Consider the following 13,784-nt stretch of genomic DNA (forward strand, 5'->3'; position numbering starts at 1 on the left):
CCACCTTATGATTCTTGACAATTTCAAATCCGTTATATCCAAGTATGAAGTCGTTTTCTTCGATGCCTTCGGTGTTTTAAAAACGTATAACGGACTTATTCCCGGCATTGAAAATACTTTTAAATACCTGAAAGAAAACGGAAAGGACTTTTATGTTGTAACCAATGATGCTTCGCGCAGCCCGGATCAGCTCGCGGAATCGTATGTCCGCCTTGGCATTGATGACATTACGCCGGACCGCATCATTTCTTCAGGAATGCTGGCAAGGGAATATCTGGAACTGAAGGTCCGTAACGGCATTGTCGCTTACCTCGGCACGGACAATTCCGCGCATTATCTTGAAACGTCCAAGTTGAAAACCGTTTCCATCCGAAGCCTGAACCTGGATTCGGTTGCCGACGTAAGCGCGCTTGTTTTTCTGGACGACGAAGGTTTCGACTGGAACACCGATCTGACCAAAACACTCAATCTGCTGCGCAAACGCAACATTCCGGTTATTGTAGCCAATACAGACAAGACTTATCCTGCGTCCAAGAGCCGCTTGTCCATTGCCGTGGGTGCATTGGCCAAAATGATTGAAGATACGATTGGCCGACAGTTTATACGCTTCGGAAAACCCGATCCGCAGATGTTTATTTTTGCTTATCAGCATATCAAGAATTATCCGGATATCAGCAAAAGGGATATTTTAATGGTCGGCGATACGCTGCATACCGATATTCTGGGCGGAAACAAATTCGGCCTCGATACCGCGCTGGTTTTAACCGGAAACACACAGGCCGAAGACGCCGAAGTAAGGATCAGAAGTGCAGGAATCATTCCGACTTACATCTGCGTATCGGCCGTTGTGGACTGATTTATTTCCGGCCTTTTTCTTTCGGAAAATTCACATAATATTCTTTTACCCTTTGTGCTTCCTGTGCCGACTCCTGCAACTTGCCTGACATTTTCAGAATTTCAGCCCGGTTTGCATGGCATTGGAAAGCTACATAGGAATCCGGGAAAGAACGTGCAGAACGGGTAAAAAGGTCATAAGCCTGACGCAGCGAAGCAGTGTCCTTTTTTGACATTAATTTTTGACCTTCCAGAAAATCCTGATGCCAGCGTTTGGCAACGGGCGTCATGCGTTCCGCTTCCTGAAAAACTTTGAAAGCCGGAATAACGGGCAAGACGGAATTTTTTGGAGCTATTTTCTGAACGGGTTTTGAAAAAAACACTTCGAGTGCCTCGGTAAAGGCAACTGCTTCTTTTCTGTTGTGTTCTTCCTGTTTCAGCTTCTGTTCTTCTTCCGCATTGGTAAAAAAAGAGGCTTCGGCCAGAACGCCCGGAATGCCGTACGAATTTCTTAAAACCGAAGCGCCGGATTCTGCAAAAATGGTAAAATCGGAAACGAGTGAAACCGGCGCTCCGGGCTTGTGCAAATGTTTCAGCAAACTGGACGCAAGCGCTTTGCCAAAATCAACGCTTGCGACATTTTCAGACGCATTGCCGTGAAAGTAAATAATCGGGAAGTTAACCGTTGAATCCGCCGTTGCATTGTGATGAATGGAAACGAACAAGTCGGCTTTGTTGTCCACAGCCAGTTTGGCACGGTCCGGAAGCGGAACAAATTTATCTTCTGTTCTTGTCATAATAACGGTCGCTCCTTTTTCTTCCAGCATTTTGCGCAACAAAATTCCTACGCGAAGATTGATCCATTCTTCCCGTTCGCCGGCCGGGCCCACGCGGTAGCTGTCCGTCAATGCGGTACCGCCATGCCCGGGATCCACACAAATGATTTTTCCTTTTAAAGTGCTTTCAACGTTTTGGGAAAAAGCAGGGTTTTTGAAAACAGTCAGCAGAAACAGCAATGCAAAAAATTTATTCATTGTAAGGGCCTGGGAAATTTTTCAATAAAATAGACAGGTTTTGACTGAACAGCAAGCAATATTCCAATTATGCTATGTTTTTAGTAATTCCTGCTATTTTTGCCAAAGATCCTGAAAAGAATTCAGGGCAATTGATCACAACAATATTACACACACATGCTAGCAAAAACCTTCGGAAGTGCCGTTTTCGGCGTGGACGCCACCTTGATTACCATTGAAGTAACCGTAGCGCAGGGACTGGGCTTTTATATGGTCGGGCTTGCAGACAGCGCGGTAAAGGAAAGTCAGCAGCGGGTTGAAGCTTCTTTAAAATATTCTGAATACAAAATGCCGAGGCAGAAGCTGGTCGTAAACCTGGCGCCTGCCGATATCCGCAAAGAAGGTTCCGCATACGACCTGCCCATTGCGCTTTGTATCCTGCACGCATCCGAACAGCTTGCTTGTGAACGCAGTCTTGAAGATTACATCATTATGGGCGAACTGTCGCTCGACGGTACGCTGAGGCCGATCAAAGGCGTACTTCCCATAGCCATCGAAGCGCGAAAACAAGGATTTAAAGGATTTATCCTGCCAGCAGAAAATGCGCATGAAGCTGCTATTGTAAATAATATTGACGTCATTCCGGCAGAAACGCTGAACGACGCCATTGCCTTTATTGAAGGTAAAAAAGAGATTCAGCCGCTACTTGTCGATACGCGCGATTTGTTTTTCACTTCCCAGAATGAATATGATGCCGATTTTGAACACGTTCAGGGACAGGAAAATATCAAACGTGCGCTGGAAATAACGGCTGCCGGCGGACATAACGCCATTATGATCGGGCCACCCGGAGCAGGAAAAACGATGCTGGCAAAGCGGATTCCCAGCATACTTCCTCCATTAAGCCTGCCCGAAGCACTTGAAACAACAAAAATCCATTCCGTAGCCGGCAAACTTGGGAAAAGGGCAACGCTCGTTTCCCGCAGACCGTTTCGTGCGCCGCATCATTCCATCAGCGATGCCGCGCTTGTAGGCGGAGGAAGTTTTCCGCAGCCGGGTGAAATCTCACTTGCGCATAACGGCGTACTGTTTCTGGACGAACTTCCCGAATTTAAAAGAACGGTGCTTGAAGTCATGCGCCAGCCGCTGGAAGAACGAAAAGTAGGTATTTCAAGGGCCAGAATGACTGTGGAATTTCCGGCAAACTTTATGCTTATTGCCAGCATGAACCCTTGTCCTTGCGGTTATTACAATCATCCTGAAAAAGAATGTGTTTGCGGCCCGGGCGTTGTACAGAAATACCTGAACAAAATCAGCGGCCCGCTTTTGGACCGGATTGATCTGCATGTGGAAGTAACGCCGGTTTCATTTGATCAGATTGCCTCAACGCGAAAGTCGGAAAGCAGCGAACATATCCGTTCAAGGGTTATCAAAGCCAGAGAAAGACAAACCGAGCGATTTAAAAATAAAAGGGAAATTTACTCCAACGCCATGATGACGCCTGAAATGGTGAAAGAAGTATGTATAATCGGAGAAGCGGGCAAGGCACTTTTAAAAAAAGCAATGGAAAGGCTCGGGCTATCCGCAAGAGCTTACGACCGCATCCTGAAAGTTTCACGCACGATCGCCGACCTTGCCGACAGCGATGAAATCCGGGTGGAACATTTGGCCGAAGCCATTCAGTACCGCAGTCTGGACCGGGAAAACTGGGCCGGTTGAAAAGGAACCGTAACTGGTTTTTTAGCCACCGATTTACAAACTGCCAATTGCATCAGCCAGCCGTTTCCTTTTTCTACGCCTGCTAAAAGCAATATACAATGCTATTGTAATCAGGAGAAAAGGCCAAATGTTTATTACTGCAAGCAAGGCAGAAAGCAAATTTTCCCAGCCAGTGACTATGGAGGATTTTACCTGATATGAAAAAACTGCTGGAGTTGAGCTGATTTTGTAAAACTTGATCTTAAGCGTAGAATATTGAACCTCATCTGTTAGAAGCTTCAATTGTCCTTCGGTAGATTCTATTTCAGTGCGAATGGTACCGAGTTCTTTTTCGATACTGAGAATATCCTTGATATTGGATGCTTTTTCCAGAAGTTGAAGATAACGTGATTCTATTTGCTTTTTTGTTTTAAGCGTAATTTCTGTGTCTACAAATTCAGCGGTCACATCCTTTACATCGATTACGCGATTATCAAAATACGGTACTCCTTCAGTTGCAGAATTAAGGAAAGTGTCGAATTGGGCAGAAGGCACGCGTATGATCAGCATAAAACTAATTTTATCCGCCGACTTATCCTGCTTATCCAATGAGACATAGGCATGATGTTTGGAAACAGCGGCCATAATCTGACTTCGGGTTCTTTCGGCATCCGTTGTCTCAAACTCAATCGTTCCTTGCCGGATCAGTTTTTTTGAAGCAGCATGTTGCTGAACAACTTTGGGAACTGGTTTTCCTGAACTTGGTTCCGGCACTTGCATGAAATCTACTTGCGACATTAATTCTTCCTGTTCATTCGGGTTTGAGCAGGATACAATTAGTAAAAATAAGAAGAGTAACAGGATCAAATTTTTCATAAGAGGAAGGAAATAAGTGTGTGAAAATTTACAAAATATATAAATAAATTATATATTATTCATTAAATATTTTCTATCGAAGCCACTTACAATTCTTCAGCACTTACGCCTCCGAGTTCCTGAAAAAGCGTTTGCCAGTAATGCGTTACATGCGGGTTGTTTTCCTTGGTGGAAGCAGTCGGTTCAAACGGAGAAACGATTGTGACCTGCGGCGAACCGATTGCATATTGCTGCAATTGTTTGAAATCTTCCTTGGCTTCTTTTTCAGCCTCCGCATCGCTTGCAGGCGGTGCTTTGTGAAAATCCCGGCGGCCCTCGCCTTTTACACTTTCCACCATATCGCTGAAATAGTACACTTTCACGTCCGAGCCGGTTTCACCCGCTTTGGCAATCACGGGCAGACTGGCCCAAATGTCCGTTGACTGATTGGAAAAACCTGTATTCTGCTGATTCAGTTTGGTTAGAAGCTGTCTCAGATAAATGCTTTTTTCCCGTTGCAACGCAAGCTGAAAGGCTGTTTCAATTCCTTCACGATCCGTTGCATTGACGCCTTCTGTATTGTCTTTTTCACTGCGGACAGTCAGCGACAAGGCCCGTGCTTTGGAAGTATTTTCATGAATGAAGTAAACTTCGAGCTTGTCCCCTTTATTTTTCATGTTATTTTCAACAATATCAGTCAATGCCTGACGGTATTTGTCATTGACGTAATTCTTGTTCACATTCACGCTCTGCGTTTTGTCCAGGAACACAAGTGTATGCACCGGCGTATCCGATTTTGTCTGCGTAGTTTCTTTCTCACTGCTACATGATGCCAGTGCAATGATAATTCCTGAAAGAAATGCCAGTTTTTTACTTACAATTTTTCTGAAAAGAGCGCGGTTTGGCTGAGGATCCATATTTATAATTATTTAGCGAAACTAACTGGTTCACAAATATCATACAACGCGGAACGGACGAGCGGCTGAATTATTTTAACAAAAAAGCAAAAACCCTTCAAAACAGATGCTTTGAAGGGTTTACATTCAATATTCTAAAGTTATTGCTGGCTTTGCTTCTGGATCATTTCAACCAGTTCCTCGGAAATACCCGTTGAGGAATATCCGCCGTCGTGGTAAAGATTCTGCATGGTTACAAAGCGTGTAAGGTCAGAGAACAGCGTAATGGCATAATTTGCGCAATCGTCGGCCGTTGCGTTTCCGAGCGGGCTCATTTTTTCAGCAAAATCGTAGAATGCATCAAAGCCGTCGATTCCCGATCCTGCTTTTGTTTTGGTCGGTGACTGTGAAATGGTGTTGACACGTACATTTTTTGCTTTTCCGTAACGGTACCCGTAACTTCTTGCAATACTTTCCAGCATGGCTTTTGCCTCGGCCATATCGCTATAAAAAGAATATGTACGTTGCGCGGCAATGTAAGACAAAGCCACAACGGAACCCCAGTCATTGATCGCGTCCTGCTTTTCAGCGACCTGCAGAAATTTGTGCAGCGAAATGGCCGATATATCCAGTCCTTTCTGCATCCATTCGTAGTTAAGATCGCCATATGACTTTCCTTTACGGACATTCACCGACATACCGATGGAATGCAGCACAAAATCGATTTTACCGCCCAGGATTTCAACGGACTTTGAGAACAGGTTTTCTATATCTTCAACGGAAGTAGCATCCGCAGGAATGATTTCGGCATCACATTGCTTTGCCAGATCATTTATGGCGCCCATCCGCATTGCAATCGGCGCGTTTGTAAGTGTGAAAATGGCACCTTCTTCCTTTGCTTTCAATGCTACTTTCCACGCAATTGAATTTTCATCAAGTGCACCCGAGATAATTCCTCTTTTTCCTTTTAACAAACCGTAAGCCATACTTTCCTCTTATTATTTAGGATAATGTCATTTTTAATGCGGCAAAATAAAGCATTTTGCCGGGTTTAACCATATATTTTGCACCGTATGCATTTATACCACACAATTTCAAGGTAATGCCGTCGTGTTTTCTACTTGCCTGAGATGCAGCTTTTCCCGGAAAAATTCGTTTGTAGCTTCATATACGCCTTTTACATCTTTGGAACGCAGCCGCGATGCAATTACATGGTCCCCGGCTTCGGGAAACGCTTTTTCAACTTTCAGGTCCGCCGGCGTTCCCAGTTCTGCAAACATTTCCCTGATTGCTTTTACCGAAACCACCGGATCCTGTTCTTTTTCATTTTTATAATAATAGCCTACAAAAACAGGCATTTTTATTTTTTCATAAACTTCCTTGCGGGCAATTGCATCGATCATTTGCTGCAAGGTCACAAGTCCGTTGGTGTTATAACCCTGAAGCCAGTATTTGGCCTGATCCGGATCTTTGTCTGTAGGCAGGCGGTGGCCGCCCATTACGGCATGCAATATCTGTTTTCCCCACGGGCCTGTCATCAGTTTGAGCGCAGGATTTGCGACGGCCATGCAAGGCGCATAAAGTACAACTCCTTTTATTTCAGGATTATTGGCCGCAAGATACACCGAAAGAAGGCCGCCGGCCGAAGTTCCGATAACAATTACGCTGTCACCGAGTACTTTACCGATTGCCAGCGCACGCTTTGCACCATTCAGGAAATTTTCAGGCGTAAGATCGTCAAATGCGTTCGGGTCGCTGATGCCGGCGTCGTGCATACGTGCCATATACAGATTGGCCCCGTATTTTCTGGCCAGATCCCGGTGAACAGGATCGCCTTCTGCCCAGCTGGCTCCGAAGCCATGAATGTAAACAATGCTGTACGGTGTTTTTTCTTTTTTTGAACTGTCTGCCCATACAATCCGTGCTTCATTATCCGGCTTCAGCAGTCTGGTTTCTTTTTCTGTATGATTAATTTCCTGTTCCAGTTTGACCAGATCGGCAGTAACAGTCGGAAGCTCGGGGTTCAGTTGTGCATCGGGTACGTCGGGACCGACGAGAAAAACGATCAGGATGACTGCAAGGATACCAATAATCCAAAACACGGCTTTTAACATTTTTTATAAATTAAGAAGTTTTGCGCACCCGAAAGATGACTAGTTTTAGGCATTTATTTACATGCTGCCATTACAGTTTTACTATCTTGCAAACATATTATTAATCTTTAAATAATGCCCAATCTTTTACTTGTCGAAGATGACAGCAATCTGGGATCTTTACTTCAGGAATACCTGATTGATAAAGGTTTTTCTACGGACCTGGCCACGGACGGCCAGAAAGGCTGGCAGTGTTTTGTAGATAAGGAATATGACCTGTGTATTTTCGATGTGATGATGCCGAAAAAAGACGGGTTTTCTCTCGCCAAAGAAGTAAGAATGAGCGGACGCGATGTTCCGATTATATTTCTGACGGCAAAATCCATGAAAGAAGATACGATGCAGGGTTTCCGGGTGGGCGCCGATGACTATGTAACAAAGCCTTTTGACAGAGAGGAATTGCTGCTCCGCATTGAAGCCATTCTCAGACGGTATAAAAAGCAGCCGGATGCACAGAATGAAACAAACGTTTTCCAGGTAGGACAATTTACATTTGATTACAGCCATCAGCAACTGAAAGCCGGTGACAAATCCACAAGGCTTACAAGCAAGGAATCGGAGTTGCTCCGGCTTTTCTGCCAGAACCTTAATCAGCCGATCAGCAGAAGTTTTGCGCTTAAAACCATCTGGGGCAACGATTCTTATTTCAATGCTAGGAGCATGGATGTGTATATCACCAAACTGAGAAAGTATCTTAAAGAAGATCAGTCCATTCAGATTATGAACCTGCACGGCGAAGGATTCAAGCTGATGGTTGGCTGAACCCGGAGCTGGATCAGTCTGCAAAAAGCAGAAAACAAACCTGACCATTTTGCACGAAGAACCCGTTTGTGTTTGAAACTCTAGCTTTCCCGAGTTGGTTATTTGTGCAGTACATATAATAATCAGCCTTTATAAAAAGCCGACAGCTTACAACTGCTCGCATAAAGCCAATCATGATCAATATATCCCGTCGTCCGCGGCGCAATAGAAAATCTTCTGCAATCAGAGATCTGGTGCAGGAAACAACGCTGCAGGTTTCCGATTTTATTTTTCCGATGTTCGTTCAGGAGGGTACAAACCAGAAAATTGAGGTTAAATCAATGCCGGGTATTTACCGGTTTTCTCTGGACAATCTGCTTGAAGAACTTAAAGAAGTTACCGATCTGGGAATTCGGGCCATTGATCTTTTTCCCAATTACGGAGAAAGTAAAAAAGACCGTTTTGCTTCTGAAAGTTACAAGGAAGATACCTTCTATCTGAAAGCCATTACAGCCATCAAGGATAAATTCCCTGAACTTGCCATTATGACGGATGCAGCCATGGACCCGTACAGTTCTGACGGACATGACGGTTTGGTAGAAAATGAAAAGATCCTGAATGATGCTACGCTGGAAATTCTGGCCAAAATGACGCTTGCTCAGGCCAAAGCAGGTGCAGATATAATCGGACCAAGTGATATGATGGACGGGCGCATTGGATACATTCGCAGCAATCTGGATTTAAACGGGTTTACGGATGTCAGCATTATGTCATATTCAGCAAAATATGCCAGTGCATTTTATGGCCCGTTCCGCGATGCACTGGAATCTGCTCCGAAATTTGGTGACAAGAAAACGTATCAGATGAACCCGGCCAATAAAAGAGAAGCGTTGCTTGAAGCTCAGCTGGATTTTCAGGAAGGCGCGGATATGCTGATGGTGAAACCTGCGTTGTCTTACCTTGACATTATCCGTTTGCTGCACGAGAACTTTGACATTCCGATTGCTGCATACAATGTTTCAGGGGAATATGCGATGGTGAAAGCCGCTGCCCAGAATGGCTGGCTTGACGGTGAACGTGCCATGATGGAAGTATTGATGAGTATTCGCCGAGCCGGAGCCAAATGTATTCTTACATACTTTGCCAAAGAAGCTGCGGTAATATTAAACGGAAGATAATTTATAGGCTCCTGCGGAGCCTTCGTTTTATAGATCAAGGTTATGCAATTGATTGGCGGCTCCGCAGGAGCCCCCTTGCGAGATATATTCTTCCAAACAACTTCCTACAAACAGGATGCCGCTCCGCGGCCAAATGCATGTTGCTACGGAGTAGCATCCTGTTTGTAGGAAGTTACGAAAATGCATAATGCAAGGCTCCGCAGGAGCCTCCTGTTTATAGAAAAATGGCATTAAGATAATTTTTGGCGGCTCCGCAGGAGCCTCCCTGCGAGATAAATTATTCCAATCAAACTGCTACAAACAGGGTGCCGCTCCGCGGCAACACATATGCTGTTATGCAATAACATCTTGTTTGTAAAGAAATACAATTTGTAAATTGTTATTTTGTAGATTATCTCTGTCTCTTACCAATACTTCCTTTTTATTTATGAATACAAAAATGACAATACTGGCTTTTATATGCCTGATACAAATCAATCCGTTTGCTTCTGCTCAGAAGAAAGGCAATGAACTGCCTGAATCCCAAATCAAAAAATCAGAAACGGAAGCACACTTGCGCTTTTTGGCATCGGATGAACTGCTGGGCCGGCGTACGGGTGAACAGGGCAATTTTGTAGCAGCCAGATACATAGCAGAGCAATTTCGCAAATTGGGCTTAAAACCGGTTGTTTCCGATTCCGGAACAAACGTTTCTTCATACTATCAAAATGTCCCTTTTCAGAAAACAGGCGCCAATGGAACGGGCCAAATCGTTGCAGATGCTGAAATCATGAAAAGCGGCGATGACTGGATTCTGATGAACGGAGAAGCATCCGATCTGAAAGCTCCAATCATTTATGCAGGCTACGGACTGGAAAATGCAGCAAAAAAATGGGACGATTACAAAGGTCTGGACGTGAAAGGGAAAATCGTACTGATACAAAGCGGAACGCCTGACGTGCAGACTCCTTCCGAAATCATTGCTTCTTCTGTTGAAAAAAGAAAACTTGCTGTTGAAAAAGGAGCTTTGGGCATTATTGAATTGTTTAATGCCCCGACTCCCTGGAACCTTGTCAACAAATATTTTGCAGGCGAACAGATTTCTCTGGCGCAAGGTGGCAATGCAGTTTTGAAGTCCATTCCGCATGCATGGGTTAATGGCAAAGAGGCCCGTTTTTCTCGTGCGTTGCGCGGTGTTAAGGAAGTAGAATTTAAAACAAGCGGCAGAAAAAGTACTTTAATCAACAGTTACAATGTCGCCGGTTTCATTCCCGGAACTGATCCGGAGCTGAAAAAAGAATACGTTTTACTAACCGCGCATTATGATCATGTCGGTGTTGGCAAACAAGGCGGACAACCTTTTACGCCGCAGGATAGCATCTTCAACGGTGCACGCGACAATGCATTTGGTACGGTTGCATTACTTACAGCGGCGGAGGCTTTGTCAAAAAAACCTGCAAAGCGTTCTGTCTTGGTGATTGCACTTACTGGCGAGGAAGTCGGGTTGCTGGGCAGCAAATACTATGCAAGTCATCCTCTAATGCCGCTGAACAAGTGTATCTTAAACCTTAATTCTGACGGTGCCGGTTACAATGACACTACCATTGTTGCCGTAATGGGACTGGAAAGAACAGGTGTAAAAGCAGAAATTGAAGCAGCAAGCAAGTTTTTCGGATTAGGCGTATTTGCTGATCCTTCGCCGGAACAGGGATTGTTCGACCGGTCGGATAATGTCAGTTTTGCAAAAGAAGGAATTCCGGCACCGACATTTACGCCGGGTTTCAGGGAATTTAATGGAGACATTATGAAAAATTACCATCAGGTTTCAGACAATCCCGAAACGGTCAATTTCAATTATCTACTGAAATTTTCTCAGGCTTATGCTTATACGACGCGGCTTATTGCTGATCGGAAAACCGCCCCGCAATGGATAGCCGGTGACAAATACGAAGCTGCAGCCAAAAAGTTGTACGGGAAATAATGTTTCCTATATCTTATCTATTAAATGAAAAAGCCGGACAAGCCGGCTTTTTCATTTAATAGATACTTCTAAAATTTACTAATGTTACCTTGCTCCCGGAGGACAGTTTTTCTTCAGATAATCTGTGAACAAAGTCCTTAAATGCAACGAAGTTCCTTCGCCTTCGTAAATACCGTGTGACCGGTTCGGATAAGGCATGAACTGAAATACTTTATTATTCTTTATCAACTCATTGACAAGCATTTCAGCATTTTGATAATGTACGTTGTCATCGCCCGTTCCATGTATGTAAAGCAGATTTCCTCTCAGGTTCTTTGCATGCGTAATGGGTGAGCCTTTTACAAAATCTTCCCGGTTTTCCTGCGGAATTCCCATATACCGTTCCTGATAAATATTGTCGTACGTCAGCTGGTTTCCTACTGCCGCCACCGCAATTCCCGTTTTGAAATGCTGCGGATACTGAAAAAGTAAGTTCAATGTGGAAGATCCGCCTCCGCTCCATCCATGAACGGCTACGCGGCTTGTGTCAATAAAAGGATATTTTTTGAACATGGCCGTTGCAGCGCCATCCATATCTTTGATATTAACAGTTCCGATATTCCTGTAAATTGCTTTCCGCCATGCGCGGCCTTTTGGTGACGGTGTTCCGCGGTTGTCCATAGAAGCATATATGTAACCATCTTCCGCCATGCTTCCTGCATATAAACGGTTGCGGCCGGTTCCGTAAACATCTTTGACCGTACTTCCAGCCGGTTCGCCGTAGACCGTGAAAACAATCGGATATTTTTTTGCCGGATCAAAGTTGGAAGGTTTTACCATCCAAGCATCCACTTCGACGCCTTCTTCTGTTTTGATTTTAAAAAATTCAATATCCATGGCTGCCGGTCTGATCCGCATCATAGTCTGACTGATGGAATTGGCCGGATCAATGGCTTTGTGATCAGGAAGTGAAATCCATTCTGTCATCGGTGCGAGCCGGGCATTGGAAAAACTATGTTTGCCAAATTTTCCCAAAGGCGAGATTTCATAATTATGTGATCCGGTCTGATCTGCCGGAGAAAGACGAACGGTTTTTCCTTTTCCGTCGAGCGAAGTTTTATATAAATAACTTTGCGTTGCATTGTCCGGCGAGGCAATGAAATAATATGCATTGTTCTTTTCATCAATACGCACCGGATGGATCATGTCATAGTTTCCGACCGTAATTAAAGTTTCTTTTTTACCGTCCCGGCTAACCCGGTAAGTATGCCGCCAGCCGTCTTTTTCACTTACCCACAAAAACTCTTTTCCATTATTGATCCAGTCCCAGCCAACGGGATCATCTTCCCAGCGGCTTTTAATATCAATAAAAGCTTCATCTTTTTCGGAGTAAAACGGTCTGGAACTGCCGTCTGCAGTATTGATGTAAAATAGCGTGCTCTCGTTTTGCTTGCGGTTCAATTGCTGAATAACCAGTTCATTCGGCTGTCCGGACCATTCCATTCTGGGAACATACGTATTCTGTGGATCACCGGGAATGTTCATCCATTTGGTTTGTGCACTCGCAATGTCAACAACTCCGATTTTATATGGCGAAGGCGTCTCGCCTACTTTCGGATATTCCACCGGCACATTGAAGGAATAAATAGAATCCGTGGTATTGATCATCAGGAAATTGCGGATTTTGCGCGCATCAAGCTGCCAATATGCAACAGCTTTACTGTCGTCACTCCATCGGAAACCGTCGCGGCAGTCAAATTCTTCTTCGTAGGCCCAGTCAAAAGTACCGTTTATAATACGGTCGGTTCCGTCGGTTGTAAGCTGTTTAACCTGACCGCTTTGAAGATCCTCTGCATATACATTGTGATTGCTTACGTAAGCTGCCTTTTTGCCGTCGGGCGAAAACTTTGCAAACATCAGCGAAGAAGCGGGAAGTCCTTTTCCAAGCTGTCTGAGCGACTTGGAAGCCATATCAAAAAGCCAGTAATCGCCACGCGTATCGTAGCGCCACACTCGCTTTGTATTGGTATAAATCAGCACTTTGTCACCGGCCTTGCTCACCGTATAACTCCTTATGGAAAGCGGTGTACTGGTTCCTGCCGGCGTAAGCTGAGCCTTTGTAAGAATGGTTTTTGGCTGATTGGAAGGCAAGGCCACTTCTATAATTTCATCTTCGGCAACATCCCGGTACCCGCTTCCATCCGGGAGCCATTGGAAAGTATCTGGAATTTGGGCAAAAAGCTGAAAAGTAAGAAATGTTAAAATGAATGTCTTAAAAATTTGCTTCATCGGAGCTTTGAAATAGATAGTATAACAACTAAGGTAATGCAATTTTAATACATTGATTTTCAAAAACACCAAAATTGCTTTATGGAATATCATGAATGGCTTTTACCAACTGCATTCGGAACTTACAAAAATCAATTGAACCTGAAATTACCGGTTCAGTAAAAACGGATTTCAATTCTAAACCGACA

Annotated in this window: 11 protein-coding genes; 5 read left to right on the plus strand and 6 right to left on the minus strand. The window is 44.4% G+C overall.

The window, feature by feature from the left end; genetic code table 11:
- Nucleotides 1-7 precede the first annotated feature (7 nt).
- Nucleotides 8-856 carry a TIGR01459 family HAD-type hydrolase gene (locus FEM33_RS02225; RefSeq protein ID WP_139010493.1) on the plus strand — a complete coding sequence of 283 codons (849 nt, stop codon included), beginning with the start codon at nt 8-10 and terminating at the stop codon, nt 854-856.
- 1 nt (nt 857) lies between these two features.
- On the opposite strand, the gene FEM33_RS02230 is transcribed toward FEM33_RS02225, so the two are convergent.
- Nucleotides 858-1,868: an N-acetylmuramoyl-L-alanine amidase family protein gene (locus FEM33_RS02230; RefSeq protein WP_139010494.1), complete on the minus strand. Its 1,011-nt coding sequence runs from the start codon at nt 1,866-1,868 to the stop codon at nt 858-860.
- A 156-nt stretch (nt 1,869-2,024) separates the two neighbouring features.
- Between FEM33_RS02230 and FEM33_RS02235 the strand changes: the two genes are divergently transcribed.
- On the plus strand, nt 2,025-3,566 hold the full coding sequence (locus FEM33_RS02235; RefSeq protein ID WP_139010495.1) for a YifB family Mg chelatase-like AAA ATPase: 1,542 nt from the start codon (nt 2,025-2,027) through the stop codon (nt 3,564-3,566).
- Between the two features lie 33 nt (nt 3,567-3,599).
- On the opposite strand, the gene FEM33_RS02240 is transcribed toward FEM33_RS02235, so the two are convergent.
- The 4 genes from FEM33_RS02240 to FEM33_RS02255 all read right to left on the minus strand — a co-directional run bounded on the left by FEM33_RS02240 (nt 3,600) and on the right by FEM33_RS02255 (nt 7,410).
- Nucleotides 3,600-4,421, minus strand: coding sequence for a DUF4349 domain-containing protein (locus FEM33_RS02240; RefSeq protein WP_139010496.1), 822 nt, complete (start codon nt 4,419-4,421; stop codon nt 3,600-3,602).
- Nucleotides 4,422-4,507: 86 nt separating this feature from the next.
- Nucleotides 4,508-5,317 carry a hypothetical protein gene (locus FEM33_RS02245; RefSeq protein ID WP_139010497.1) on the minus strand — a complete coding sequence of 270 codons (810 nt, stop codon included), beginning with the start codon at nt 5,315-5,317 and terminating at the stop codon, nt 4,508-4,510.
- A 140-nt stretch (nt 5,318-5,457) separates the two neighbouring features.
- Complete coding sequence (locus FEM33_RS02250) at nt 5,458-6,282, minus strand: enoyl-ACP reductase FabI (RefSeq protein ID WP_139010498.1); 825 nt, start codon at nt 6,280-6,282, stop codon at nt 5,458-5,460.
- 108 nt (nt 6,283-6,390) lie between these two features.
- Nucleotides 6,391-7,410, minus strand: a complete 1,020-nt coding sequence (locus FEM33_RS02255) for an alpha/beta hydrolase (protein ID WP_139010499.1) — start codon at nt 7,408-7,410, stop codon at nt 6,391-6,393.
- A gap of 114 nt (nt 7,411-7,524) precedes the next feature.
- Here FEM33_RS02255 and FEM33_RS02260 point away from each other — a divergent pair, with 114 nt between their 5' ends.
- The 3 genes from FEM33_RS02260 to FEM33_RS02270 all read left to right on the plus strand — a co-directional run bounded on the left by FEM33_RS02260 (nt 7,525) and on the right by FEM33_RS02270 (nt 11,328).
- Nucleotides 7,525-8,211, plus strand: a complete 687-nt coding sequence (locus FEM33_RS02260; RefSeq protein ID WP_139010500.1) for a response regulator transcription factor — start codon at nt 7,525-7,527, stop codon at nt 8,209-8,211.
- Nucleotides 8,212-8,384: 173 nt separating this feature from the next.
- The gene (hemB, locus tag FEM33_RS02265; RefSeq protein ID WP_201747687.1) at nt 8,385-9,368 is read left to right on the plus strand and encodes a porphobilinogen synthase; all 984 of its coding nucleotides are present in this window, start codon (nt 8,385-8,387) and stop codon (nt 9,366-9,368) included.
- A gap of 427 nt (nt 9,369-9,795) precedes the next feature.
- Nucleotides 9,796-11,328, plus strand: a complete 1,533-nt coding sequence (locus tag FEM33_RS02270; RefSeq protein ID WP_139010501.1) for a M28 family peptidase — start codon at nt 9,796-9,798, stop codon at nt 11,326-11,328.
- Between the two features lie 84 nt (nt 11,329-11,412).
- Here the strand turns inward: FEM33_RS02270 and FEM33_RS02275 are convergent, their stop codons facing one another.
- Nucleotides 11,413-13,596 carry a S9 family peptidase gene (locus tag FEM33_RS02275; protein WP_139010502.1) on the minus strand — a complete coding sequence of 728 codons (2,184 nt, stop codon included), beginning with the start codon at nt 13,594-13,596 and terminating at the stop codon, nt 11,413-11,415.
- Nucleotides 13,597-13,784: the final 188 nt, after the last annotated feature.

Origin of the sequence: Dyadobacter flavalbus, assembly GCF_006149045.1 — a bacterium.
GTDB classification, from domain to species: domain Bacteria; phylum Bacteroidota; class Bacteroidia; order Cytophagales; family Spirosomataceae; genus Dyadobacter; species Dyadobacter flavalbus.